Raw genomic sequence first — 26,417 nt, 5'->3', positions numbered from 1 at the left:
ATCAATGAGGGGGTGATGCGGCGCGCGCCTTGCCGAGATAGGCGCGCTGGATCTCGGGATCGTTCTTCATCGCCTCCGCCGGTCCGCTGCCGGCATTGCGGCCGGACTCGATCAGATAGACACGATCGGCGATGTCGAGGCTGGCGCGTGCGTTCTGCTCGACCAGGAGCACGCTGAGGCCGCTGCTCCGGATCTGCGCCAGCGCGCGAAACACCTCGCGGCTGAGAAGGGGGGAGAGGCCAAGCGAGGGCTCGTCGAGCAACAGCAACAGCGGGTTCGACATCAGCGCCCGGCCGATCGCCACCATCTGCTGCTCGCCGCCGCTCATGGTGCGGACGGCCTGGGTCATGCGCTCGGCAAGGCGCGGGAAGAGCTGCAGGATCCCGGCGAGCCGGTCCGCTTCGCTCGCACGCGCACGGGCGGGATAGGCGCCGAGCTGCAAATTCTCGGCGACGGTCAGGTCGCCGAACACGCCGCGTCCCTCCGGTACGAGGGCGATGCCGCGCTCCACGATCAGATGGGCGGGCAGCTCGGCGATGCTCTGTCCGTCGAACCTGATGATCGCGCCCGGTGCAGGCTTGATGAGCCCGGCGATGCTCTTGAGCAGGGTGGACTTGCCGGCGCCATTGGCGCCGAGGATCGCGACGATCTCGCCCTGCCCAATGCCGAGCGCAATTTCGGCCAGCGCCTGGTGCTTGCCGTAGAAGTGGGAGAGGGCGGTGACCTCAAGCATCGTCGCCTCCGAGATAGGCGGCGACGACCTTCGGGTCGGCCAGAACATCATCAGGCGTGCCGCGCGCGATCACGCTGCCGGCGTTCATGACGATGCAATGGCCGCACAGCGCCCGGATCGCATCCATGACATGCTCGACCATGATGATGGTGAGGCCGCGGTCGCGCAGTTTCGCAATCAGCGCGATGCCGGTCTCGAGCTCGCTCGGATTGAGGCCCGCCAGCCATTCGTCGAGCAGCACGAGGCGCGGCTGCAGCGCCAGCGCGCGGGCAAGCTCGAGCCGCTTCTGATCGATATAGGTCAATTCGCCGGCGGGGGCTTCGTGCATGGTGCCGAGCCCGACCAGATCCAGCAGCTCGCCTCCCGTCGCGTCACAACCGCTCGAGGTGGAGAACAACCGCGCCGCGGCGACGTTCTCGGCGACGGTCAGGTCCGGCATCACGCGTACCAGCTGGAATGTGCGCGCGAGGCCGAGCCGCGCGATTTGATGCGCGCGCAGGCCGTTGAGGACGGTGCCGCTGAACCGGATCGTGCCGGACGAGGGGCGCAAGGCGCCGGACAGCGTGTTGAGCAGCGTCGTCTTACCCGACCCGTTCGGGCCGATGATGCCGATGATCTCGCCCGGCGCGACCGTGAAGCTGACGTCCTCGACCGCGCGCAGCCCGCTGAACGATTTGCTGACGCCGTCGACCGCGAGCAGCGTTGCGTCCGTCTTACGAGCTGCCCCGGGGGCGGGATTACCCGCCGGAACGCGCCAGCGTCCTGCCCCGAACAGGCCGATCACGCCGTTCGGCAGCACCATGACGATGAAGACGAAGATGATGCCGAGGACGATGCTGAAATGGTTCGGCAGCGTCGCGGTCAGCACCTCGAACAGCAGCACCAGCGGGATGACGCCGAGCACGGGCCCGAACAACGAGCCGGCGCCACCGAGCAAAGCCATGATCACGACCTGGAACGAGATGGTCGGGTTGAAGGCGATCGCGGGATCGATATAGGTCCAACGCGGCGCCATCACTGCACCGGTCATCGCCATGAATGTCGCGCTCAGGATGAAGACGCCGAGCTTGATGCGCGTCGCATCGATGCCGGAATGGCTGGCCGCGGTCTCGTCGGTGCCGATGGCGCGTAACGCCAGCCCGTAGCGCGAGCGCCCGAGCAGCCAGCCCACCAGGAAGACGATGAAGGTCAGGCCCAGGAGCTGCCAGTAGAGAATGTCCTGCGTCACCGCGCTGAACAGATAGCGGCCGACCGATTTGTGGATGTTGACCTCGTACCAGATCACAAGCTGCCGGATCAGCTCGGCCAGCCCGAACGAGAAGATCACGAAATAGATGCCCGACAGCCGCAGCGTCGAGAGCCCGGTGATGGCAGCGGTGAGGGCACCGACGCCGGCGGCGGCCAGCAGCACGACCGGCCAGGACATGGTCTCGCCGAGTACCGCGGCCGTATAGGCGCCGAGGCCGAAGAAGGCGACCGTCGCCAGCGAGACGTAGCGGGTCGGCCCCGAGAACATCGCCCACGCCGTCGCGAGGATCGTGAAATAGAGCACGCTGATGCCGAGCGCGAGATAGTAGCCGTTGGCATAGAGCGGATATGTGACGACGGCCGCAGCCAGGCCAAGGGCTCCGCACCACAGCGCTGCACGCATGGGCCTAGTCACGACGCAGCCCTCCCGAACAGGCCGGTCGGCTTGATCAGCAGCACGCCGAGAAACAACGCGTAGGTCGCGGCCAGCGTCAGGCCGGGATCGACCAGCCGCGCCACCGCGGTCTCGACCACACCGAGCAGCAGCCCCGCCACCAGCGCGCCCAGGACGTTGCCGACGCCGCCCATGATGACGACGACCAGCGCCTTCATGGTGAAGACCACGCCCATTGCGGCATTGAAGGTGAGGAACATGCTGACCAGCACGCCGCCGACGGCAACGAGACCGCCGCCAAAGGCAAAGGCCAGCCCCGACAAGGCCGCCACGTCGATCCCGACGAGGCGCGCGGCATTCGCATCCACCGCGATGGCGCGCACGGCGGTCCCGATGCGGGTGCGGGTGAGGGCGAGATACACCGCAAAGCCGACCACGGCTGCGAACAGCAGCGCGACCAGGCGATTGACCGCAAGGGTCGAGCCCATGACCGTCAGTGGAATGGAGAGATAGCTATAGCTGTAATACTGGCCGCCGAAGGCGACCAGCATGGCGCCCTGGATCACGAACAGAACGCCGAAGGTCACGAGGATGCTGTCGATCTCCTGCGCGCCGCGATCCTTGCCCCGCCGCATCAGCCGTTCCAGCAGGAAGCGATAGAGCAGCCAGTTCAGCACCATCGCGACCGGGACGGCCAGCAGCAGCGCAGCCAGCGGGCTGAGGCCGAGGCCGCTGTAGAGCGAGAACGCACCGAAGGCGGCCGCGACCAGCGACTCCCCGTAGGACAGGTTCATGATCCGCGCCACGCCGTATTGCAGCGTCAGCCCGAGCGCGATCAGCGCGTACATGCCGCCGAGCACGAGGCCCGGCAGGATGATGTCGACAAGCAGCATGAAACGGAGCCCTTCGCGCGGACGGCAGGCCTCGCAAGCGGGAGGCCTGCCAACGGCCTTACTGCCATGGTGCCTTGGGCACGACCGGCGCACGCGCGCCCGGCAGCGAGGCCGGCGCGAGCGCGTAGAACTCGCCGTTCTGCCACTGGCCGACGCTCCAGACGTCCTGGAGCAGTCCGTCCTTCAGCTTGACCTTGCCGATGATGGTGTCGAACGTGCCCGAGCGGATCTCGGCTGCGACCGCGGCGCGATCGAGCTTGCCGACCTTTTCGATCGCCTGTTGCAGCACCTGGAGGCTCGCATAGGTGATCGAGCTCGCCCAGCGATCCGGCTCCTTGCCGGTCGCGGCCTTGTGGCGCGCGAGATAGTCCTTGAGCTGCGGCGAATCCGCGTTCCAGCCGCCGATCCCCATCACGCCGTCGCTGTTGCCGGCGAACTTGCCCTTGTAGAGCGGAAAGGCGGTGCCGACGCCGACATAGAAGACCTTCGGATTGAACTTCAGGAGCTGCGCCTGCTCGGTCAGCGCGATCGTATCCGGCGGATAGCTGAAGGCGACGAACGTATCCGGGTTCGACGCGATCGCATCCTTCAGCAGCGGCTGGAGATCCTGCGCGCCCATGGGATAGGTCTTGTCATAGGTGAGGGTGAAGCCGTGCTTCTTGAACGCTTCGCGGCCGGCGGCGGAGAGCTCGATGCCGAACTGGTCGGCGACGCTGACCATCGCGACATTCGCGCCGATCTTGCCTTCGCTCTTCAGTTTGCCGAGCAGATCCGCCAGCCCCTCGGAGATCTGCGCCGACGTGCCGAGCCAGAACGTCGCGTTCGACCAGCGCTTGGCGAGCTCCGGCGCCTTGTCGGTCACCGAGGTCACCGCGAGGTGCGGGTAGCCGAGACGGTTCAGCGTCGGGCCGACCGCAAGGTTGAGGCCCGTGCTCCAGGGCGGAAGAATGAAATCGACCTTGTCCTGGTTGGCGAGCCGCTCGATCGCCTTGACGGCTTCTTCCGAGCTGCTGCGGTCGTCGTATTCGACCACCTCGATCGCCAGCTTCTTGTCGCCGAGCTTGATGCCGCCGGCGGCGTTCACGTCCTTCACCCACAGCTCGTAATTGGGCAGGGTGGTGATGCCGGCACCGCCGGCATAGGGGCCGGTCTTGGAGATGGCATAGCCGATCCGGATCTTCTCCTGCGCCTCGGCGGTGGACGCAAAGGTCCCCAGTGCCGTGGCGACGGCCACAAGGCCAGTGACGCGCAGCAACGTTCGACGGTTCGCCGAAAACATGTCGATCCTCCCTCGTGTTTCACGCAAACGATTGTTCGCGACGATGTACTGGGTCGTTCCTCTCAGTCCCGATTTCTTGAGGTGCGGCATGTTTGAGCCCGCCGCGATCAGGACTTGACCTAGCAAGCACCGGGGGATTTGTTCGCACAATGGACAGATCCGGCGAAAGATTGGACTTTTCTGGTCGGGGCGCCCAAGTGCGTCGAGGCGTCGCGGGCCCAGGTCCAGCGACCGCGAGCGGCGCCGCGCCCGTCGGCGCCGAGCTGATTGCCTCGCACTATGTGGCCCGGCGCTGGATGCTGACATCGAAGGCGGCCCGGCCGTTCATCCATCTGCTGTGCCTGCACAGCGCTTCCGCGGCCGAGGTCGGCCAGCCCGGCAAGACCATGACCTTCACCGGCCCGGCCATCGTCTGGCTGCCGGCGGGCTCGGCCGAATGGCTTGAGGTGTCCGCCGGTGCGAGCGCCGAGCTGCTGCAGCTGCGCGCGGGCGTGTGGCATCGCTATCTGCCGCCATCGGCCGAAACGGCCTATCTCGCGCTCGAAGCCGCCGGCGGCATCATGGCTCGGCCGGTCGAAACCGACCTCGTGACCACGATGTCGCGCTCGATTGCAGCGATCGCCGCCGAGATCGCGTCGCCGGCACGCAGCGGCGCAGCGTCGATCCTATCCGCCGAGCTGACGCTGTGCGTGCTGCGCTTCTGGCGTCTGTTCGCAGGCGATACCGACCGGGACGAGGAGGGCAGTAGCACCGAGATCCTGAGCCGCTTCCGCAGGCTGCTCGAGGAGCGCTACCACCAGCATCTGCGCGTCAGCGATTACGCCGGCCTCCTCGGCATGACGCCGGACCGCCTGCACGCACTCTGCAGCCGCGAGCTGAAGCGATCACCGAGCGAGCTGATCCAGCAGCGCGTCGTCAAGGAAGCCGCAAGCCGGCTCGAGGCCGGCACGGTTGCCGTCAAGCAGATCGCCTTTGCGCTGGGCTTCAAGGACACCGCCTATTTCAACCGCTTCTTCCGCAAGCACACCGGCGAGGCTCCAGGCGTTTGGCGCCGGCGCGTTGCGGCCCGCGTCCGCGCCGGACGATCGCCGCCGACGCTCAACTTCGCCGACTGGCCGTGAGCGCGGGGACGCTAAGCAGCGAATTCGACCGACTGGCCGGCGTCGTTGACGAGGTAAACGCGGTCGATGCCGACACGTGACAGCAACGATCGGATGTCAGCTTCCGGCATCAGGCAGAACGCCGTTGACAGTGCGTCCGCGGCGGTCGCAGTGCGAGATACGGTCGTCACGCTGCGATAGCGGAGGGCGCAGCCTCCCGTTCGGGGATCGAACAGGTGGTTGAACCGCGACGTGGAGCCAAACTGGAAGCCGTAACTGCCCGAGGTCGACACTGCGCGATCGATGATCGGCAGCACCGCTTTCGTGTGGCCCGCATGGTCCGGATCGGCGATGCCGACCTCCCAAGGTCGGCCGTCGGGACGCGAGCCGATCGCCCGGGCTTCGCCCATGTCGACAAGGCTGTGCGAGATGCCGTGCGCCCGCAGGAGCTCGACCACCTTGTCCGTGATGTAGCCCTGCGCGATCCCGTTCAGGGTGACGGCCATCCCCCGAGGCATCACGATCCGGTCGCGACTGATGGACAGGCGGCTGCTGCCGACACGCGCAAGCGCTGTCCGGATCTCCGCCGCCGTCGGGCCAGCCGGATTCGCGTTCTCTCGTGCGAAGTGGTCGGCATACAGGTCCCATAGCGGCTGCACGGTGACATCGAACAGGCCCCCGGTCAGGCTGGAATAGTGCTGCGCGGTCGAAAGCAGATCGACCATCTCGGCGGCGGGATCAATCAGGATGCCCGTCCGGTTCAATTCGACCAGGGCGGACTCGCCCAGGTAGAGGCTGAACAACTGCTCGAGCCGGCGCGCCTCGGCGCAAGCGAGCGATATCAGCCGTTCCGCGCGGCTGCGGTCGTCGTCGTGGATCTCCATCGTCGCGACCGCGCCCAGCATCTTGCCGCGCCAGATGGTCGGCTCGCTCCCCGCGCGAACGGGGCGTCCGAGGCCGAGCGGGCCGAAGCCTGCCGCTGCGGCGCTGATCCGGATGAAGCGTCGGCGCGTCAGCGACTGCGTCATGGCGTTCTCCTCGATCGTTCGCCCGGAATCCGTCCACTCGCTTCGTCGATCGCCGCGTTGCCGGTGACATTCGCCGACGCCAAGACGTAGTCCCGCGGTACTTCGTCGAAGCCGACGATCCTGCCTCCGTTTTCAGCTGCGAACTTCTCCGCCGCCGCCCGGTCCGAGAACGGAACGGCCTCGTCCCCGCCCATGCCGCTCTTGGCCCGGCTCTCGATCACGAACAATGCCTTGCGCGCCTCGACCCAGTTGTCGGGGCCGGGCTGGTCCCAGCTCGGTGCCTTGCCCATATCGGAAACGTAGATTGCCAGGATGTCCTTGGGCTCGTCCGGCAGCATGGTGAAGGCGAGGGCGTCCCGCACGGACGAAAACCAGACCGCCTGAATGAGGCTCGCAGCGAAGATCTGGCCCTTTGGGCCCGGATGCTCGAGCACGTTCATGCCACAATAGTGGCCGATGTCCTCCGCGGTCATCCGGTGGGGCGGTGGGATCTGCGCGGTCTGCTTCTGATCGCAGCCCGCGAGCGCGAGCGGCACGAGCAAGGCGAAAAGTATCGTTCGGCGCCTCATAGCTCCCTCCGCGAGAAAGCGAGCGCGGCGAGCCCCAGCGGCACCAGCGTCCAGCAGAGCAGGGCGATCAGAAGGACCGGCACCGTCAGGGACGTGCTTTGAGCGAGGCCGGCCATGCCGGCAAACGTGCTGACATTGGCGAACCCGGTCAGATTGATCAGCCGGTAGGCGTCGGTCGGATTCGACAGCAACATGGCGTTGAGCGCGGCCGCCGAGATGTTGCGTCCCTGGTCGAGCGCAAGCACGCCCAGCAATGCCATGTCGTAGATCAGAACCAGCAGCAGCCACAACCCGATGCAGATGCCGGCCGCCGTTCCCCGGTCGCGCACCAGCGCGCTGATCAGATATCCAATCGCGACGAAGGCTGCGCCGAGCAGCACGGAGGAGCCGATCATGGCCACGAAGGCCAGGAGGCTATCGGTATCGATCTGGCCACCCGTCGCGGCCAGTGCTCCGACGGCCAGTCCGTAGCCAAGGCAGGTTGCGAAGGCGAGGACGCTGAGATGGCCCAGGAACTTGCCAAGCAGCACCTGCCATCGCGCCACCGGGTAGCTCAGCAGCAACAGCATCGTCCCTCGCTCCATCTCGCCGACGATGGCGTCGTGGGAAATCAGAAGCGCGATCAGCGGAACGAGGAAGATCGTCAGGCTCGACAGGCTGACGATGACCACGTCGAGCGTGCGAACGCCGACGTTCCCGGTTGGCGCGCTGCCGAGAAAGGTCAGTGACAGGGCAAGCCCGGCCAGCAGGAGCGTGGCCGCCAGCACCCAGCGATTGCGGATCGCCTGGTGAATTTCCTTGGCCGCGATCATCAGCACATTCATGATGGCTGCTCCGACTGCCGAAGAAAGTGAGCGTAAAGCTCGTCGAGAGTCGGCGGGATCACGTCCACGTCCTCGACCGAATTGCCCAAGGCGGTCGCCCGATGCAGAAGCTCGATCTTCCGCTCGGGCGCAGCGTCGATCTCGACGAAGTGGCCGTTCAGGCGGCGGCAGATCGCGTCCGCAGGCGCCCATGCCGGCATCTCGTGCGGGGCGAGGCCCGAAACCTTGAGACGGATCCTGGTGGGCAGGCGGGCCAGGCGACGCAGTTCCTCGATGGATCCGTCGGCGACCTTGACGCCGCGGTTCATGATGATGACGCGGCCGGCGCGCTCCTCGAGCTCGGTAAGTGCGTGCGACGACAGCAACACGGTCGCGCCCTCGCTGGCGAGCCGCGCGATGACATCGTAGAAGGTCTGGCGCAGCTCCGGATCGAGGCCGGTGGTCGGCTCGTCCAGCAGCAGCACTCGCGGGCGTCCAATCAGGGCCTGGGCAAGTCCCAAGCGCTGGCGCATGCCCTTCGAATAGGTGCCGATCCGCCGCCGGCTGGCCGATCCCAGTCCGACGGCGTCGAGCAGATCAAGCGCCTTCGCCACCGGCTCGCGCTTCAGTCTGGCGTAGAAGGCCTGCGTCTCGCGGGCGGTCAGTGCAGCCTCGAAGGACACATTCTCGGGCAGATAACCAAGCTGCCGACGCCCTGCGAATTCACCCGCGGCGGGATTGTCGCCGAGGACCTCGATCGAGCCGCTGCTCGGCCGGATCAGCCCGAGCATCAGTTTCATGAGCGTGGTCTTGCCGGCGCCGTTGTGGCCGATCAGGGCGACCAACTCGCCTTCGCCGAGTTCAAACGAAGCACCGCGGACCGCCTTGACGCTGCCGTAGTCCTTGGTGACATCGCAGATGCGCACAGTCTTCGTCATCGTGCCTCCTCGGCCGCACGGCGCGTGGGAGGAGATATGAGAGGACGACTGTCGACGACGCCGCCCGGCAGCAGGGCAGGGAATTGCGCCTGCGCCCAGCGGATCACCTGGACGGCAGGGCTGTTGATGAGGACCTTCGCCGCGGGCGCAGTCCACAAGACGCGATCGATCAGGTCGTTCGGCCGGTACGCCGTGTCGGCGATTCCGTCCCCATTGAGGTCGAATGCCGGATTGTCACTCCAGTAGTTGCCGCGTCCGCCGGTCGACCAGTCCAGGTGCCGGGTGCCGACATACTTCACCTGGTTGGCGTTGTTGACGAAGGCGTTGCCGGTAATCTCATTGCCCTCGGAGCCGGCAGTGAAGTGAACACCGATGGCGCAGCGCTCAAACCAGTTGTTGCGGAACTTGTTGTGGTTGGTGTTGTAGATGAACACGCATTTCTCCGGACCGGTGCGACGAATGGGGCCGCGATTCGACTCCGGAATCATGCCCCGTTCCTCGTTCGGACCGTCGTCCGTCCTGTCCGCTACCGTGTCCAGTGGGCCGCCCGTCACCCGGTTGCCGTCGATCTCGGCGTAGTTCGCATAGTTGAACAGAAGTCCATGGTCGCGATCGTGATCGGAAATGTTGTCGCGGACCACCAAGCGGTTCGAGTACATGATGGCGTAGCCGACATGGTTTCCAATCGAAACGTTGCCGCTCACCTCGCTGTCGTTGGTGTACATGTAGTGGATCGCGAAGCGAACCTGTTCGAAGCGGTTTCCGACGAAGCGGTCCTTGCGGCTTGAGATCGAGAAGATGCCGTCGCGGCCGTAGCGGAACGTGTTGTCCGCGATGGTGACGTCGGGCGCATTCCAAAGCGAGACGCCATTGCCTGCCTCGCTGAGACGCCAACCGCGCATTCCCTCGATTTCGTTGTGAACCACCCGCGAGCCTTGGGCGCCATGCACATAGACGCCGAACAGGTTTCCCACCAGGCGGTTGTTTTCGATCCGCGCGCGCTCGGCCGTCTTCTGGAGGAAGATTCCGGAATTCATCACCTGCAGATCGCGTCCGGACCCGCGGATGGTCACGCCGCGGACCGTGACGTCGGGCGCGCCGACGGTGATGACGTTGCCTGCGCCATCGCCGTCGAGCACCGCGCCCTGGCTCCCAACAAGTACAAGGGAACGGTCGATCCGAATCCCGCCGTGATATTCACCCGGCGCAAGCTCGACGACGTCGCCGTCGCGCGCACCGTCCAGCAGCGCCTGGAGCGGCCGGTCCGGCGCAGCCGTCAAGGTCTCCGCATCGGCGAAGCCGGAAATTCCGGCGGCGACGAGCGCCGCCGGCAACATGCGTGACAACAGGCCCACGTGATCGCTCCGATCAAACCGACTTCGGTTCAACGAACATCCGGCCTTTCATCTCCATGTGCATGGCATGGCAGAACCAGGAGCAGTAGTACCAGTAGACGCCCGGCTTGTCGGCCATGAAGGTCACGGACGAGGTGGCCATCGGTCCGATCTCCATGTTGATGCCGTAGTTGACGATGCAGAAGCCATGCGTCAGGTCTTCGACAGCATCAATATTGGTGATGAAGACGGTGACCTCGTCGCCTTGCTTGACCTGGAACTGCTCCAGTCCATAGGCCGGCGCGGTCGACGTCATATAGACCCGCACCTTGTTGCCGTCTCGGATCAACTTGGAATCCGCCTCGAGGTCGACGCCGTCGGCCTTGGCCTGCTTGACCGCGTCCGCAAACATCGGATCCGCGCGGTCCCAGATCGAGATCGGGTTGATCTTGGAGCGGTGGACGATGGTGGCGTCATGCGGCTCGGCGAAGCTCGGGCCATCATGAACGAGCTTCATCTGATCGCCCGAAATGTCGATCAGTTGATCGTTCTCCGGCTTGAGCGGCCCGACGTTCAGGAAGCGGTCCTTCGAGAACTTGTTCAGCGAGATGAGCCACTTTCCATCCGCCTCCTTGGTCTGCCCCATCGAGGAATGGTTGTGGCCTGGCTGGTAGTGCACGTCGATCTTCTGGAGGATGGGATTGACCTTCTCGCCCTTGAAGGCTCGCTTGGCGAGGTCGATGCTCCATTTGCAGACCTGACTGTCGAGGAACAGCGTCGTATAGGCATTGCCCTTGCCGTCGTAGGCGGTGTGCAGCGGGCCGAGGCCGAGCTCCGGCTCCGCGACCACGACGTCGCGCGGCTTGATCTTGTCGTCGAACAGATCGTCGAACTTGCGGACGTCCATCACCGTCACGGTCGGCGAAAGCTTTCCCGCCGCCACGATGTGAATGCCGTCGGGTGCGGTGTTCATGCCGTGCGGATTGTTCGAGACCGGCACGTACCGGGTGTAGGCGGAGCCCTTGCGGCCGTCGACCACAGGCACGCCGTTCATTTCCTTGAAGTCGCCCTTCTTCACCGCCTCCTCGATCCGCTTGAGGTTGAAGATGACGACCCAGTCCTGTTCGCTGGCCGTCATCTCGGCCAGGGTGACGCCTTCCTCGCCGTTGTAGCAGGTCGAGAAACAATATTTGCCCTGGTAGTCGGAGTCGACGTTGTCGAGATTGCCGCTGACGATCACCTGCCAGGCCACCTTCATCGTGTCGCCGTCGATCGCGGTGAAGATGGAGTGATACTGCTTGGGATCATCAAGGATCTTGCCGTCGTTGGGCAGGGGCACCCCGTCCTCGCCGTTGGCGAACACATAACCCGTACGCGGATATTTCTGCAGCCGCAGGCCGTGGACCGTGTGCTGGTTCGGCAGCTCGATGATCTTGTCGCATTTCATGATGTCGAGCCGCACGCGCGCGACGCGGCTGTTGGCCTTGTCGTTCATGAAGGCGTAGCGACCGTCATAGGTGCCGTCCGTAAAGGAGACGTGCGGGTGGTGGAGGTCGCCGTTCATGAACGTGCCGCCGCGGTTCTTGAGGAATTCGCGGGTTGCGGGCTGCATTCCCTCGGTAAGAACCTTGAGGCTCTCGTTGGTCTGGCCCCAGCCTGTCGCGCTGCAACGGTTGAAGACGGGAACCCGCATCAGTTCGCGCATCGACGGAAGGCCGACCACACGCATCTCGCCGGATTGGCCGCTCGAGAAGAACACGTAGTATTCATCGAGCTCTCCCGGCGCGACCTCGGTCTTCTGCACGGCCGGCCGGGCAGGGGGGGCTTTCGGCGCCCCCGCCTTGGTCTGCGCGTCCGCGGTCGAGACGAAACTGCCGCCATCCTTGATCGTCGCTCCGCCCGCCAGGCCCACGCCTGCTGCGGCCGCCGTGGTCCCCAGCACCGTTCGTCGGCTGATGCCCTTTGCTCTTTCGTTCTCGCTCATGATTGCCTCCTCGGCTCTCGGTTTCAGGTTGAAGGTGGGGAGATTGCGGGTGATGCGCCGACGGGCTTGCCGCCGGCGGTGATGACGGTCGCGGGACCCTTGCCGCCCGTGCGCATCGAGGGCGACGACAGCGCTTCGCGCTTCTCTCGTTTCAGCCGCACCTGGATCATGTGCGGGCAGCGGTGATCGTCGTAATAGAGTTCCTGGCAGTGCATGCAGTAGATGCACTCGTTGACGTTGATGTGCCCCTCGGGGTGGATCGACTGCACTGGGCATTCCTTGGCGCAGCGCTGGCATGGCGATCCACACTCCGGCCAGCGGCGCAGCCATTCGAACGTGCGGATACGTCCGGGAATTGCGAGCGCGGCGCCCAGTGGGCACAAATAACGGCAGAAGAAGCGCTCGACGAACAGGCCGATCACGAGCAGGGCGACCGCATAGAGCACGAACGGCCAGCTTCGCGAGAACTTCAGGATGATCGCGGTCTTGAAGGGCTCGACCTCGGCGAAGCGTTCGGCCATGTCGACGGAGTACAGCGAAAGGCCGAACAGGCCGAGAAAGATGACATACTTGATCGGCCAGAGCCGTTCATGCAGCCCCCATGGCACCGTCAATTGCGGCACCTTCAGCCATTTCGCCGCCGTGTTGGTGAGCTCCTGCAACGCGCCAAACGGACATAGCCAGCCGCAGAACGGGCCGCGTCCCCAGAACAGAAGACCGCCGGCAGTGGCAGCCCACAGGATGAAGATGAGCGGAGCCGCAAGGAAGAATTCCCAGTGGAATCCCGTCACCAGCGCGTTCGTGAAGGTGACGACGTTGACCACGGAGAGCTGGGCGTTCGCGTACCAGCCGAGCCAGATCAGCACGAAGGCGAGGTATCCTCGCCGGACCCAGTTGTAGAACACGGGACGCCGCACCAGCAGATTTTGGAAAAAGAAGATGCCGGTGAGGGCGGCCAGCATGAAAGCGGTGATGCCGACCGAGACCGTGCTCGATCGCCAGATCCGCACCCAGAGCGGCTCCTCTGTCTCTTGAGGCGGAGCGGTCGCAGCGGCAGCAACCTGCGAGGCCGGAGGCGGCGTATTCTCCGGCACCGTCACCGCGCGCTGCTCGCGGCGTATATAGCTGTCGGGCAGGGCGTAGCTGAGGTCGAAGGTCAGGAATGCCTTGTCGCGGCCTCCAAGGCTCCGTTGCACGAGCAGTTGAAGTTGCCATGGTTGCGTCGGATCCAGGGTGAACTCGGGCGGCGTGACGAACAGGCCGATTTCCTTGAACTCGGGCGCATCGACGGCGTCCAGTGCGCCAAGGCGCGTGTGGTTGCGGTCGCGGAAGCGCGTGCTGCTGCCGTCCTGCAGGATCTCGATGCGATCGAAGATGCCGCCGCGAACGTAGGCCGAACCCTTGAAGGAGTAGGCGCCATTGCCGGCGACGACGATCGCCTGCTGTCCGGGCTTCAGGCTTGCTTTCAGCCGTTGATAGCCGTCCTCCCCGAGCAGGCTGCGGCCGATCGTGGGTGCGCTCACGAGCGCCGCGTAAAGGTCGATGAAGCTGTCGCTCGCATCACCCGGCTCGGGATACTGGGCAGCCGCAGCGTTGCCCGACTTGGCAAACGCCTCGTTGATGTCGCCTATGCTCAGATGAAGGCGTCGCAGTGAGCCGTCGCCCACGAGACTCTCCCAGTTGCGGACCTCGCGGTGCTCGAGATCGAGCGTCTTGATGACCGGGGGCAGGGCCGTCACAGCCGCAACGCCGTCTCCGCCGCCGACGCGACCACTCCGGATGAGCTTCGACGCCGCGCGGACGACGCTGTCACTCATCACCAGCACGGTGACCGTCGCGCCGCTGACAATGTCCACCTTCGGCGGGCTCTCGGCCCCGCGCGCGACCGGCTTCATGTCTTTGCCGATCAGCGCATTCATGGCGCCGACGACGCGGGCTTCGGGGATACCGACCAGCACGATCGGCTCCTTGTGGTCGACAAGCCTCACGCCGGTGATGACGCCCTTCGTGTCGATCCCCGCCAGCATGTGAATCGGCTTGCCCGAGTAGCCGACGGCATTTGCGAAATCGGAATTGAGGAAGACGAAGCCCAGGAGCTGATCGCCGCGGTAGACGGGCACGATAGGCGGATCGCCTTGCGGCGGCCCGAAACGATCTGCGCCGGCGAAAAGGTCAGCCGGCATGACCTTCGGAAGATATCTCTGCAAATCACCGGCAGCGCATGCGGACGATGAAATATATGTCAGGCACAACAGCAGCAGGCCGGCCAGCGCGAGCGCTGCACGCGTTGCGAAGACGATATCGTCGTTCGGCCGCTTCAACATATCGATTCAAATGCGATCAGCGCGACCACATTGGACGCGCGTGCCTCGAGATTTTTCTTCGATGATTTGTCGCCGCTGACATGCGAAGCTCATCGTGCGTCGCCACATCTGTCAAGCCCGGCGACAACATTTGTTCGCGCGGAAAAGAATCAGAAGCCTGCATCTGGAGTCCTCGCCATGTCATTCCTGCGCACGTCATTGCTGAGCGTGGAGCCAGTCGGTGTACTGCAGTCGCTCGACGAACTCTTTGCGCTAGCTCATGCAATGGAGCAGGAGGCGGCAAAACGGTACGATGCTCTTGCCGAGGACATGCGCGGGCAAGGCAAGGATGATCTCGCGGAGGTGTTCATGCGGCTTGCCGCCGCCGAGCGAGAGCACGTGGACAGCGTTACACGCTGGTCGCAATTGCGCCGCGGCAAGAGTCCGGATCCCGCCCTGGTGCGCTGGGAGGCGCCGGAACCCCTCGATCCCGATTTGACGGCCGAGGTGAAGACGTCACGTCTGATGACCCCATACCGCGCGCTCGCCATGGCGGTCCGCAACGAAGAGCGCGCCTTCGCCTTCTGGTCCTACCTTGCAGCCTACTCTCATGATCCTGAGATCAAGAGCGCTTCCGAGGCCATGGCCAGGGAAGAGCTCGGCCATGTTGCAACGTTGCGGAAGGAGAGGCGCCGCGCCTACCATCACGAACAGGGCCGGAACAGCCCCGAGGCATCGCCGACGGACCCGTCGCACGTCGATGCGCAAAGGCTCGAGCTTCGCATGGTCGCCGGCCTCACCGATCTCGAGCAACGCCTGAGCGGACCAGCCGCCGGCCGCGCGCGGCAAATTCGCCTGGAGACGACCGAGATGGCCGAGGCCGCCGCCGATTTAGGACGCTTTCCGATCGCCAGCGAGCGACGAGACCTCCTGGACATCGCTGAAGTCCTGGCGGACGGCTACCTCGACGGCGCGGACCGCGCGGACGACCCCGACCGCGTCCATGCCTTGCAGCTGCTGGCGGAGAGGGCGATCTCAAGGCTGGCCTGGCTGCGCTCGCTCACCTCGGACCAACCACCACGGTCCGGGCCGCCGTGACGGAACTTTCGCGGCCCGCTCTCGATCGATCTCCATCAATCAAGCGCAGGGCGCTTGACGTGGCTCCGCCCGCGGCCACGGGCCGTTGGTGTCGCGGTGCCGACGACGCCATGTCCGAACATGTCGCGCCCAGGGGCAATGCTCCAGCGCCGGCTTGGTCTCGTTGGGAGAGCCAAAGCCGCCGGACAGGGTCGGCGGGTCCAGATCTCCAGACCTATATCCGTAATTCGCATAAGGTATATTATGGAATATCTTTATATATAATTGGATCAGATATTTAGGCAGATTTCCTGCCACTGCACGTTCGCTCCCGCACCGTTTCCGGCTTGGGCACCGAAGCCTCATCGCAGCGCTTGACGGCTACTGTGCATGGGGTTGTTTTCGCCATTTTGTATCCGGCCGCATGTGGCGAAAGCCGATATTGCCGTGGCGTTGTCCGGCTGCAATAAGCGAGCTTCGCGAGATCGCAGATGACCTTCTGACGTGACGTCCGTATAGGTTTGCATCTCACAACAAGAACAAACTTCCGAGGAAGCAGACCCATGAGTTTTTCCCGACGCACGCTTCTCAAGGCCTCCGCCGCGACCGCGGTCCTGGGCGGCATCGGCGCGCCCCATGTGGCCCGCGCCCAAAGCGCCGAGTTCACCTATAAATACGCCAACAACCTGCCCGACACCCATCCGCTGAACGTGCGCGCCCGGGAGATGGCGGCGGCGATCAAGACCGAGACGAACGGCAAGTTCGACCTCCAGATCTTCCCGAACAACCAGCTCGGGTCCGATACCGACATGCTGAGCCAGATCCGCTCCGGCGGCGTCGAGTTCTTCACGCTGTCCGGCCTGATCCTGTCGACCCTGGTGCCGGCCGCGTCCATCAACGGCATCGGTTTCGCATTCCCGGACTACGACACGGTCTGGAAGGCCATGGACGGCGATCTCGGCGGCTTCGTCCGCGGCGAGATCAAGAAGGCCGGCCTCGAGGTCATGGACAAGATCTGGGACAACGGCTTCCGCCAGACCACGTCCTCGACCAAGCCGATCAACGGCCCGGACGATTTCAAGGGCTTCAAGATCCGCGTGCCGGTGTCGCCGCTGTGGACCTCGATGTTCAAGGCGTTCGATGCGGCGCCCGCCTCGATCAATTTCGCCGAGGTCTATTCGGCGCTGCAGACCAAGATCGTCGAAGGCCAGGAGAACCCGCTGGCGATCATCTCGACCGCCAAGCTCTACGAGGTGCAGAAGTACTGCTCGCTGACCAACCACATGTGGGACGGCTTCTGGTTCCTGGCCAACCGCCGGGCCTGGAGCGCGCTGCCGGAGGACATCCGCACCATCGTCGCCAAGAACATCAACGCCGCCGCCGTCAAGGAGCGCGAGGATACCGCCAAGCTCAATGCGAACCTGCAGCAGGAGCTCGCGGGCAAGGGCCTGACCTTCAACCAGCCGGCCGTGGCGCCGTTCCGCGACAAGCTGCGGACCGCCGGCTTCTATGCCGAGTGGAAAGGTAAATACGGCGACCAGGCCTGGGATCTCCTGGAAAAGGCCGTCGGCAAGCTGTCGTAACGCGTTGGGGCCGTCATGGCTCATGTCGAGGCTCAAGTGATGGAAGTGGCGGGCGAGGCGACGGTACAGTCCCCTCGCCGACCTTCGCTGCTGGCCTCGACAGAGCGCCTGCTCGGCCTCCTGGTCGAGATCCCCGCGGCCATCCTGGTGGTCGCGGAGATCGTGATCCTGTTCGCGGGCGTCGTTGCACGCTACGGCGTGCACCGGCCGCTGATCTGGTCCGACGAGCTCGCCTCGATCCTGTTCCTGTGGCTGGCCATGCTGGGCGCGGCGGTGGCTTTCCGCCGCTCCGAGCACATGCGCATGACCGCGATCGTCGCCAGCGCGCGGCCGGCCATGCGCGCCTATCTCGACGTCGTCGCGACCTCGGCGGCGCTGGCGTTCCTGGCGCTGATCGTGTGGCCGTCGGCCGAATACGCCTACGAGGAAAGCTTCATCACCACGCCGGCGCTGCAGATCTCGAACATGTGGCGCGCCGCGGCGCTGCCGGCCGGCATCTGCCTGATGGCGGCGTTCGCGCTGTTGCGGCTGCTGCGCGCCGCCGACTACCGCATGGTGCTGGCTGCCGTGATCTCGGTCGCCATCGTGGTCGGCCTGTTCTGGCTGGCGCAGCCTTACCTACGGCCGCTCGGCAACCTCAACCTCGTCATCTTCTTCGTCGGCGTTGCCGGCTTCTGCGTCTTCGCCGGCGTTCCCATTGCGTTCGGCTTCGGCCTTGCGATCTTCGGTTATCTGGCGCTGACCACGCGCACGCCGGTCATGGTGCTGGTCGGGCGGATGGACGAGGGCATGAGCCACCTCATCCTGCTATCGGTGCCGCTGTTCGTCTTCCTGGGGCTGTTGATTGAAATGACCGGCATGGCGCGGGCCATGGTGGCGTTCCTGGCGAGCCTGCTCGGCCATGTCCGCGGCGGCCTCAATTACGTGCTGGTCGGCGCCATGTACCTGGTCTCCGGCATCTCCGGCGCCAAGGCCGCCGACATGGCCGCGGTCGCCCCCGTGCTGTTCCCGGAGATGAAGCAGCGCGGCGCCAAGCCCGGCGATCTCGTCGCGCTGCTGGCAGCCACGGGCGCCCAGACCGAAACCATTCCGCCGAGCCTCGTGCTGATCACCATCGGCTCGGTCACGGGCGTCTCGATCGCAGCGCTGTTCACCGGCGGCCTGCTGCCCGGCGTGGTGCTTGCCGTCACGCTTTGCATGCTGGTGTGGTGGCGTTACCGCCACGAGGACATGAGCCATGTCCGCCGCGCCACGGCCGGCGAGATCGGCAAGACGTTCGTCATTGCCCTGCCCGCGCTCGCACTGCCCTTCGTGATCCGCTACGCCGTGGTCGAGGGCATCGCCACGGCGACCGAAGTCTCCACCATCGGCATCGTCTACGGCGCCCTGGTCGGCCTCCTCGTCTACCGCCGGTTCGACTGGCGGCGGCTGTTTCCGATGCTGGTCGAGACCGCGGCGCTGTCGGGCGCGATCCTGCTGATCATCGGCACGGCGACCGGCATGGCCTGGGGCCTCACGCAGTCCGGCTTCTCGCGCTCGCTGGCATCAGCCATGACGGGATTGCCCGGGGGAGCAGCGACCTTCATCGCCGTGTCGATCCTGGCCTTCACCATCCTCGGCAGCGTGCTCGAGGGCATCCCGGCGATCGTGCTGTTCGGCCCGCTGCTGTTTCCGATCGCCCGCGCCGTCGGCGTGCACGAGGTGCACTATGCGATGGTGATCATTCTGGCGATGGGTATCGGGCTATTCGCCCCGCCCTTCGGTGTCGGCTATTATGCCGCCTGCGCCATTGGACGCGTCGATCCGGCCGAAGGCATCAGACCGATCTGGGGCTATCTGCTGGCGCTGCTGGTGGGATTGATCATCGTTGCGATCTTCCCCTGGATCTCGATCGGATTTCTTTGACGCGTTTGAAGGAGGGTGTCGATGAGTGAGCGCCAGAACCCCTACAATATCGGCCTCGACAAGACCCCCGCCAACTACGTGCCGCTGAGCCCGCTGAGCTTCCTCGCGCGCAGTGCCGCCGTCTATCCGGACCATGTCAGCACCGTCTATGAAGGCCGCAGCTTCACGTGGGGGCAGACCTATGAGCGCTGCCGGCGCTTTGCGTCGTATCTTGCTGGCAAGGGCATCGGCGTCGGCGACACCGTGGCGGCAATGCTGCCGAACATACCGGCCATGAACGAGGCCCACTTCGCCGTGCCGATGACGGGTGCCGTGCTTAACGCGCTCAACATCCGCCTCGATGCGCCCTCGATCGCGTTCCAGCTCGACCATGGCGGCGCCAAGATCATCCTGGTCGATCCCGAATTTTCGACCGTCATCACCGACGCGCTGGCGCGGATGAGCGGCCCGAAGCCGTTCGTGATCGACGTCGACGACGCCGCCTTCAAGGGCGGTAAGCGCATCGGCGAGATCGAATACGAGGCCGCCGTCGCGCAAGGCGATCCCGGCTTCGCCGCGGTCCCGCTCAACGACGAATGGGATGCGATCGCGCTGAGCTACACCTCGGGCACGACAGGCAATCCCAAGGGCGTCGTCACGCATCATCGCGGCGCCTATCTGAACGCCGTCAGCAACATCCTCGCCGGCAATCTCGGCCAGCATCCGGTCTATCTCTGGACGCTGCCGATGTTCCACTGCAACGGCTGGTGCTTCCCCTGGACCATCGCGGCCGCGGCCGGCATCAATGTCTGCCTGCGCAAGGTCGAGCCGACCAGGATCTTCGAGCTGATCAAGCAGCATGGCGTCACCCACATGTGCGGCGCGCCGATCGTCTACAACACGCTGATCAACGCGCCCGATGCGCCGAAAGGCAATGCGGCCCGCCGTGTCGTCGGCCTGATCGCGGGTGCGGCGCCGCCGGTCGCGGTGCTGGAAGGCGCCGAAAGCATCGGCATCAAGCTCACGCATGTCTACGGCCTGACCGAGGTCTACGGCCCCGCCTCCGTCTGCGCCGAGCAGCCCGGCTGGGACGATCTTCCCGCGCCCGAACGCGCGCGCATGAAGCGGCGGCAGGGCGTGCCCTACCCGCTCGAGGAAGGCGTCACCGTGATCAATCCGCAGACGATGCGAGAGGTGCCGCGCGACGGCGAGACCATCGGCGAGGTCATGTTCCGCGGCAACATAGTGATGAAGGGTTACCTGAAGAACGAGAAGGCGACGAAGGAAGCGTTCGAGGGCGGCTGGTTTCACACCGGCGATCTCGGCGTGCTCGACGAGCACGGCTACGTCACCATCAAGGACCGCTCCAAGGACATCATCATCTCCGGCGGCGAGAACATCTCGTCCGTCGAGGTCGAAGACGTCCTCTACAAGCATCCGGCCGTGCTGTTCGCGGCCGTGGTCGCAAAGCCCGATCCGAAATGGGGCGAAGTGCCCTGCGCCTTCGTCGAGCTGAAGGACGGTGCTAGCGCGAGTGAAGCCGACATCATCGCCTTCTGCCGCACGCAGATGAGTGGATTCAAGACGCCGAAGGCCGTCGTGTTCGGGCCGATCCCGAAGACCTCCACGGGCAAGATCCAGAAATTCCTGCTGCGCAACGAGGTGGGCTCGGCAAAGGCAATCACGGCCTAAGCCGCAGACACATTTTGAAACATTGAGCGCAGCGGCGATGGCCGCATCGTCGCGAAACCGTTCGCGCGGGTTCGACGACATCGCGACACGCCAGGAAAAGATTGGAAAACATTAGAGACGCATTTACGATTCAGCTCCGTCGGATTCGCTGTTTCCATTTGATTCGCCGCGCGGGCTGCGCGGCTGGCATCCGGCGCGGTTGGGGCGCTTCATGCGGTTTGTGTCGTGAGCGCAGACGTGCGTGCGCGTCTGACGCTACTGCTATTGACGGCCGGGTTGCTGCTGCCGCGCGCGGCCGACGCGCAGGTCATGCGCGAATTCGGCGCGTTCGGGGGCTCCGAGAATTTCGGCGCGCCTAGTCCGAACCCGCCCGGCAACGGCTTCAATAATTTCGGCGGCGCGATGAGTGGTCCGATGTACGGCGGACCGCAAGCCTCCGGCTTTGGCGGAGCGCCATTTGGCGGTGGCGGCACGGGTGGCGCCGGCGGCATGCCGCCGAACTATGGCTGGAACACCGAGCCGCCCGGACTTGCCGGCACGGGGCGGTTCGGCATGCGACAGGGCTTCGGCAGCGGCTCCGACCAGGCCACGCAGGGCGAGACGGCGCAGGCCACGTTCCTGGCGATGTCCCAGTTCACGCAGACCCTGCTCGATCCCGCCGTCGATGGCCGCGGCCCGGGCAGGTCCGAACTGGACGCGGAGCTCGCCGCTTACGCCGATATCGGCAACGATCCGACCCATGGCGGCATCGGCCGCGACGCCTACGGGGCGATCTACGGCAGGCCCTCGCTCGCAGCCCCGCACTGGAACGTCTGGGCGGCGGGCTTTGGCGGCTCGCAGATGGCGACCGGCAGCACCGGCTCCGCCAGCCGCAGTTACGGCACCGTGGCCGGAGCCGATTATTCTCTCTCGCCGCAGACCCGGATGGGCTTTGCACTGGCCGGAGGCGGCACTGGCTTCGCCAACAATTTCTCGAGCGGCCGCTCCGATCTGTTCCAGGCCGGCGCCTTCATCCGGCACAGCGTCGGGTCGGCCTATGTTGCCACGGGCCTCGCCTACGGCTGGCAAGCCATCAGCAATGATCATCCGGTGACACCGGCCGGCTCCGGCCAGCTCGCTGCTGCGATCAACGCCAACGCCTATTCCGGCCGCATCGAAGGCGGCTATCGTCTGGCCACACCCTGGCTTGGTGTCACGCCCTACGCGGCGGCACAGATCACCAGCTTCCGCCTGCCCTCCTCCACCAGTGCGACGCAGCCGCCGCCGGGCGCGGCCAATGCACTTTCGAGCCCGACCGGAAGCGACAGTCTCAGCGATGGCCGCACCGAGCTGGGCCTCCGCACGAGCACGTCCCTTGCCCTGGCGGGAAGCGAAGTGAACCTGCGCGGCCGGCTCGCCTGGGCGCATGGCTTCAACGCGGGGCAAGCGATCCCGGCATCGTTCCAGTCGCAGCCCGGTCCAGGACCGATTGCCGCGGCGACGTCGCTAGCGCCAAACGCCATGCTGACGGGCGTCGCACTCGAGCTGCGCGCTGTGAACGGCTGGTCCGCTGCGGCGAACTTCGACAGCGAAGTGTCGAGCCTGATGCGCTCCTACACCGGCAGGGCCGTGCTGCGCTACGCTTGGTGACCAGGCGTATTGATCGGCGACGGCGCGCGGACGCCGCCGACCGCACGCACTGCGATGCTCTTCGCCCTCACTTCTTGTAGGCGTCGACCACGGCCTGACCGTCAGTACCGGCCTTTTTCAGCCAGTCGGCCGTGAGCTGATCGCCCACCTTCTGGAAGCCGGCCTTGAGCGCAGCACTGGGCGGCTCGACCGTCATACCCTTCGCCTTGAGCTGATCGATGTACCAGTTGGCCTTCTCTTCCCAGGCCTTCCAGCCGCGCGTCTCCGCGGTGGCGGCGGCCTTGAGGATGGCTTCCTGGGTCGGCTTGTCGAGGGCTTCGAACGCAGCCTTGTTCACGAAGGTGTAGTCCTTCGGGATCCAAGCCTGCACGTCATAGAAATATTTCAGCGACTCCCAGGCCTTCGAATCGTAGCCGGTCCCGCCTGACGACATGAAGGAATTCACCACGCCGGTCGCGAGCGCCTGCGGCAGCTCGGCCGCCTGGATCGTGACGGCTTGCGCGCCGACCAGCTCGCCGATGCGCGCGGTCCCGACATTGTAGGCGCGCCATTTCAGGCCCTTCATGTCCTCGATCGTGGCCAGCGGCTTGTTGACGTAGACGCCTTGCGGCGCCCACGGCACGACGAACAGCAGCTTGAGACCCTGTGCGTCGAGCTTCTTGGCGATCAGCGGCTTCGACGCCTGATAAAGCTTCATCGCATCCGGAAAGCTAGTCGCGAGGAACGGAACGACATCGACGCCGTAGATCGGGTCCTCGTTCTCATGGATCGACAGCAGCACCTCGCCCATCTGCGCCTGGCCGGTCATCACCGCGCGCTTGATGTCCGGGGCCTTGAACAGCGAGGCGCCGGGATGGACCGTGATCTGGAGCTTGCCGGACGTGGCGGCGTCGACGTCCTTGGCGAACGCGACCAGATTTTCCGAGTGCGGATTGTCGGCGGGATACGCGGCCGGCAGATTCCATTTGGTTTGCGCCAGGGCGGGCGTTGCGGCCAGCACGGCGCCGGCGATCAGGCCTGCGCGGACGAGACGGGACTTCATCGGACTTCTCCTCACGGTCGAACGAGATCAGTCGGGGAAAGCAAGCTTGGGCAGAAGCAGCACGATCTGCGGGTATTCCGTGATGATGAACACGGCGGCCAGCAGCAACACGAAGAACGGAAACGCAGCCCGCGCAACGGTGAAAGTGTCGCGGCCACTCATGTTCTGGAGCACGAACAGGTTGAAGCCCACCGGCGGCGTGATCTGCGCCATCTCGACGTGGATGATGAGATAGACCCCGAACCAGACCAGATCGAGACCCGCCTGCTTCACCATCGGCAGCACGATGACGGCCGTCAGCACGATCATCGAGATGCCATCGATCAGACATCCCAGGATGATGTACATGATGCTCAGGTACAGTGCGAGCATGCCGGGCGTGAGCTGCTGCCCCTGGACCCAGGTGGCGAGCGCTGCGGGGATGCCGGTATAGGCCATCGCCGCCGTGGTGTAGGCCGCGCCCGCGAGGATCAACATGATCATGCAGGTCAGGCGCGTCGCGCTCATGATGCTCTCGAGGAAGTTCTTGCGCGTGAGCGTGCCGCTCCACCACGCCAGCAGCAGTGCGCCGGCGACACCCCAAGCCGCACACTCGGTCGCGGTCGCAAAGCCGAGCACGAGCGAGAGGAACACTGCGAGGATCAGCAGCAGGCAGGGTACGAGCTTGGCGGATTCCTGGAGCTTTCGACGAAACGGCATCGGCGGATCGCGCGGGGGAATCTTGCCGGGGTTCAGCAGCGACCAGATGATGATGTAGCCGGAATAGAGCACCATCACGAGCAAACCCGGCAGGAAGCCGCCGAGGAACACCTGAAGCACAGAGACGTTCGCCGTGACCGCGTAGACCACCATCGGAATCGACGGCGGGATCAGCAGGCCAAGCGTGCCGGAGCCTGCGAGCGATCCAAGGCTCAGACCCTTGTCATAGCCACGCTTGTCGAGCTCGGGCAGCGCGATCTTGCCGATGGTCGCGCAGGTTGCGGCCGAAGATCCCGATACTGCGGCGAAGATGCCGCAGCCGATCACGTTCACATGCGTCAGCCGTCCCGGCAGCCACTGAACCCAGGGCGACAGGCCTCGAAACATTTCCTCCGACAATTTGGTGCGAAAGAGGATTTCACCCATCCAGATGAACAACGGCAGCGCGGCCAGCGTCCAGGACGAGCTTGCGCTCCAGGTCGTGGTCGCAAGCACAGAACCGAGCGGCAAGCTCGTCGTCAGTGCCATCGCCACGAAGCCGACGAGCCCGAGCGACACCGCGATCCAGACGCCGCTTCCGAGCAGCAGGATCATCACGCCCAGTAGAATGAAAGAGAGCTCGATCATGCCGAGATTGGCCATGGTCAACCGCCTCCGCCCTGCGAGATGCGCTCGACGAATTCTTCCGGCGTCTCGTCCGGTGAGCCCTTCTCGTAGCTCGGGCGGTTGCCGCCGATGACGTTGACCATCTCGTCGATCAGCGCGACCGACAGGATCACGAGACCACCCGCAAAGCCGAGCTGCGGTATCCAGAGGGGAAGCGCGACGACGCCCTGCGCCACGTCGTTGAAGCGCCAGGAATCATAGGTCATCTGCAGCGCGTGCCGCGTGAAATAGAGGATGAAGGCGGTTGCAATGCCGAGCGCCACGATCTCCGCGACCTGCTTGGTCCGTCCGTGCAGCCGTTCCAGCAGCAGGCCGACGCGGATCATCTCGCCGCGCTTGAAGGTGTGGGCGAGGCCGAGAAACGCCATCGCCGCCATGCACCAGGATGCGAAATCGTCTCCGGCGGGGATGTTGAGCGCAAACTGCCGCCCCACCGACATCACCATCATGATGGCGAAGATCGCGACCAGGAAGGCACCGGCCGCAATGCCCGAACCGAGATAAAGCAGATCCAGAGCGCGTCGGACCGGTCCGACAGTCTCTACGTCGTCGCCGTGCCCTGCCACGCGGCCCCCATCCTCATCTTGCGGCGCAATCAAGTCCGGCGATAGCTCGCCGTGCCTGATTATCGCCTCCTGCCAACGCCTGTCTTTGAGACGTTAGACCAACACGATGGGGGTCGCGAAAGCAAGGAGCATGCCGACAAGCGGCAAATTTCCATTGGATAGGCTCAGCGCGTCTCCAGCCGCAAGCCGTCATAGGCCGGCACCACGCCGGCAGGCAGCGACTGCCTGATCACTTCATAGTCGACGTCGGCCGTCATGTTGGTGATGACGGCACGCTTCGGCTTGAAGCGCTCGATCCAGGACAGCGCGTCGTTGATGCTGAAATGGCTGACATGCTGGGTGTAGCGCAGGCCGTCCACGATCCAGAGATCGAGGTTTTCCAGCGCGCCCCAGCTCTCGCGCGGGATGTCGTTAAGGTCGGGTGTGTAGGCGGCGTCGCCGATGCGATAGCCGAGCGCGGGGATGGTGCCGTGCTGCACCAGGAAGGCCGTCATCGTCACGGCGCCACCCTTGCCCAGAATGGTCTGGCTCCCGCCCGCCTCGATCGAATGCCGCGTCAGGATCGGCGGATAGTCGCTGCCCTCAGGCGAAATGAAGCAATAGGAGAAGCGCGACAGGATGTCCTTGGCGGTCGACTGGTTGAAATAGGTCGGGATGCGGCGGCGCATGTGCATCACGACCGAGCGCAGATCGTCCATGCCGTGGGTCTGGTCGGCATGCTCGTGGGTCAAAAACACCGCGTCGATGTGGTCGACATTGGTCGAGAGCAATTGCTCGCGCAGGTCCGGCGAGGTGTCGATCACGATCCGTGTGGTGCCGTGCTCGGAGGTCCGTTCGACCAGCAACGAGCAGCGCCGGCGGCGATTCTTCGGATTGGTCGGATCGCAGGCGCCCCAGCCGAGTGCCGGGCGCGGCACGCCGGCGGAGGAGCCGCAGCCCAGGATCGTCAGCGTCAGAGTCATGCGGCTCCCAG

21 protein-coding genes are annotated in these 26,417 nt (G+C 65.1%); 6 read left to right on the top strand and 15 right to left on the bottom strand.

Annotation, left to right across the window (positions count from 1 at the left end; translation table 11 throughout):
- Position 1: 1 nt before the first annotated feature.
- From A7X65_RS06885 to A7X65_RS06870, 4 genes are read right to left on the bottom strand one after another with little or no spacing between them, the layout of a single operon-like run.
- The gene (locus tag A7X65_RS06885; RefSeq protein WP_063683516.1) at positions 2 to 733 is read right to left on the bottom strand and encodes an ABC transporter ATP-binding protein; all 732 of its coding nucleotides are present in this window, start codon (positions 731 to 733) and stop codon (positions 2 to 4) included.
- Positions 726 to 2,396, bottom strand: a complete 1,671-nt coding sequence (locus A7X65_RS06880) for a branched-chain amino acid ABC transporter ATP-binding protein/permease (protein WP_245323335.1) — start codon at positions 2,394 to 2,396, stop codon at positions 726 to 728. Before A7X65_RS06880 ends, A7X65_RS06885 begins: the two co-directional genes overlap by 8 nt.
- A complete protein-coding gene (locus tag A7X65_RS06875) occupies positions 2,393 to 3,268 on the bottom strand; it encodes a branched-chain amino acid ABC transporter permease (protein ID WP_063683514.1) in 876 nt (291 codons plus the stop codon). Before A7X65_RS06875 ends, A7X65_RS06880 begins: the two co-directional genes overlap by 4 nt.
- 58 nt (positions 3,269 to 3,326) lie before the next feature.
- Positions 3,327 to 4,547: an amino acid ABC transporter substrate-binding protein gene (locus tag A7X65_RS06870; RefSeq protein ID WP_063683513.1), complete on the bottom strand. Its 1,221-nt coding sequence runs from the start codon at positions 4,545 to 4,547 to the stop codon at positions 3,327 to 3,329.
- Positions 4,548 to 4,744: 197 nt separating this feature from the next.
- Here A7X65_RS06870 and A7X65_RS06865 point away from each other — a divergent pair, with 197 nt between their 5' ends.
- Positions 4,745 to 5,668: a helix-turn-helix domain-containing protein gene (locus A7X65_RS06865; protein ID WP_082884846.1), complete on the top strand. Its 924-nt coding sequence runs from the start codon at positions 4,745 to 4,747 to the stop codon at positions 5,666 to 5,668.
- A gap of 11 nt (positions 5,669 to 5,679) precedes the next feature.
- Here the strand turns inward: A7X65_RS06865 and A7X65_RS06860 are convergent, their stop codons facing one another.
- From A7X65_RS06860 to A7X65_RS06830, 7 genes are read right to left on the bottom strand one after another with little or no spacing between them, the layout of a single operon-like run.
- Positions 5,680 to 6,675, bottom strand: coding sequence for an FAD:protein FMN transferase (locus A7X65_RS06860; RefSeq protein WP_063683511.1), 996 nt, complete (start codon positions 6,673 to 6,675; stop codon positions 5,680 to 5,682).
- Positions 6,672 to 7,244 carry a nitrous oxide reductase accessory protein NosL gene (locus A7X65_RS06855; RefSeq protein WP_063683510.1) on the bottom strand — a complete coding sequence of 191 codons (573 nt, stop codon included), beginning with the start codon at positions 7,242 to 7,244 and terminating at the stop codon, positions 6,672 to 6,674. The genes A7X65_RS06860 and A7X65_RS06855 overlap by 4 nt, the downstream gene beginning before the upstream one ends.
- A complete protein-coding gene (locus A7X65_RS06850) occupies positions 7,241 to 8,068 on the bottom strand; it encodes an ABC transporter permease (RefSeq protein ID WP_063683509.1) in 828 nt (275 codons plus the stop codon). Before A7X65_RS06850 ends, A7X65_RS06855 begins: the two co-directional genes overlap by 4 nt.
- Positions 8,065 to 8,985, bottom strand: a complete 921-nt coding sequence (locus A7X65_RS06845) for an ABC transporter ATP-binding protein (protein WP_063683508.1) — start codon at positions 8,983 to 8,985, stop codon at positions 8,065 to 8,067. The genes A7X65_RS06850 and A7X65_RS06845 overlap by 4 nt, the downstream gene beginning before the upstream one ends.
- Complete coding sequence (locus A7X65_RS06840; protein WP_063683507.1) at positions 8,982 to 10,322, bottom strand: nitrous oxide reductase family maturation protein NosD; 1,341 nt, start codon at positions 10,320 to 10,322, stop codon at positions 8,982 to 8,984. Before A7X65_RS06840 ends, A7X65_RS06845 begins: the two co-directional genes overlap by 4 nt.
- Before the next feature lie 31 nt (positions 10,323 to 10,353).
- Positions 10,354 to 12,303 carry a TAT-dependent nitrous-oxide reductase gene (nosZ, locus tag A7X65_RS06835; RefSeq protein ID WP_063683506.1) on the bottom strand — a complete coding sequence of 650 codons (1,950 nt, stop codon included), beginning with the start codon at positions 12,301 to 12,303 and terminating at the stop codon, positions 10,354 to 10,356.
- A gap of 23 nt (positions 12,304 to 12,326) precedes the next feature.
- Positions 12,327 to 14,486, bottom strand: coding sequence for a NosR/NirI family protein (locus A7X65_RS06830; protein WP_245323333.1), 2,160 nt, complete (start codon positions 14,484 to 14,486; stop codon positions 12,327 to 12,329).
- A 318-nt stretch (positions 14,487 to 14,804) separates the two neighbouring features.
- On the opposite strand from A7X65_RS06830, the gene A7X65_RS06825 reads away from it, so the two are divergent.
- The 5 genes from A7X65_RS06825 (at position 14,805) to A7X65_RS06805 (ending at position 22,471) form a co-directional block, all read left to right on the top strand.
- The gene (locus tag A7X65_RS06825; protein WP_063683504.1) at positions 14,805 to 15,704 is read left to right on the top strand and encodes a ferritin-like domain-containing protein; all 900 of its coding nucleotides are present in this window, start codon (positions 14,805 to 14,807) and stop codon (positions 15,702 to 15,704) included.
- A 542-nt stretch (positions 15,705 to 16,246) separates the two neighbouring features.
- A complete protein-coding gene (locus A7X65_RS06820; RefSeq protein WP_063683503.1) occupies positions 16,247 to 17,266 on the top strand; it encodes a TRAP transporter substrate-binding protein in 1,020 nt (339 codons plus the stop codon).
- 15 nt (positions 17,267 to 17,281) lie between these two features.
- A complete protein-coding gene (locus tag A7X65_RS06815; protein WP_063683502.1) occupies positions 17,282 to 19,171 on the top strand; it encodes a TRAP transporter large permease in 1,890 nt (629 codons plus the stop codon).
- 21 nt (positions 19,172 to 19,192) lie between these two features.
- Positions 19,193 to 20,842, top strand: a complete 1,650-nt coding sequence (locus tag A7X65_RS06810; RefSeq protein ID WP_063683501.1) for an acyl-CoA synthetase — start codon at positions 19,193 to 19,195, stop codon at positions 20,840 to 20,842.
- A gap of 237 nt (positions 20,843 to 21,079) precedes the next feature.
- Positions 21,080 to 22,471, top strand: coding sequence for an autotransporter outer membrane beta-barrel domain-containing protein (locus tag A7X65_RS06805; protein WP_156527678.1), 1,392 nt, complete (start codon positions 21,080 to 21,082; stop codon positions 22,469 to 22,471).
- Positions 22,472 to 22,538: 67 nt separating this feature from the next.
- Here A7X65_RS06805 and A7X65_RS06800 read toward each other — a convergent pair whose 3' ends face one another.
- The 4 genes from A7X65_RS06800 to A7X65_RS06785 form a co-directional block, all read right to left on the bottom strand.
- Positions 22,539 to 23,513, bottom strand: a complete 975-nt coding sequence (locus A7X65_RS06800) for a TRAP transporter substrate-binding protein (RefSeq protein ID WP_063683499.1) — start codon at positions 23,511 to 23,513, stop codon at positions 22,539 to 22,541.
- A 27-nt stretch (positions 23,514 to 23,540) separates the two neighbouring features.
- Entirely contained in the window at positions 23,541 to 24,854 is a 1,314-nt protein-coding gene (locus tag A7X65_RS06795; RefSeq protein ID WP_063683498.1) for a TRAP transporter large permease, read from the bottom strand.
- Between the two features lie 2 nt (positions 24,855 to 24,856).
- Positions 24,857 to 25,444 (bottom strand): TRAP transporter small permease, encoded by a 588-nt coding sequence (locus tag A7X65_RS06790; protein ID WP_063683497.1) that lies wholly within the window; start codon positions 25,442 to 25,444, stop codon positions 24,857 to 24,859.
- Positions 25,445 to 25,608: 164 nt separating this feature from the next.
- Entirely contained in the window at positions 25,609 to 26,406 is a 798-nt protein-coding gene (locus A7X65_RS06785) for an MBL fold metallo-hydrolase (protein WP_063683496.1), read from the bottom strand.
- Between the last annotated feature and the right edge of the window lie 11 nt (positions 26,407 to 26,417).

This window comes from Bradyrhizobium stylosanthis (genome assembly GCF_001641335.1).
In the GTDB taxonomy this organism is placed as follows: Bacteria; Pseudomonadota; Alphaproteobacteria; order Rhizobiales; family Xanthobacteraceae; genus Bradyrhizobium; species Bradyrhizobium stylosanthis.
Note: the sequence above shows the minus strand (reverse complement) of the source record. Positions and strands in the feature narration are given on the sequence as shown.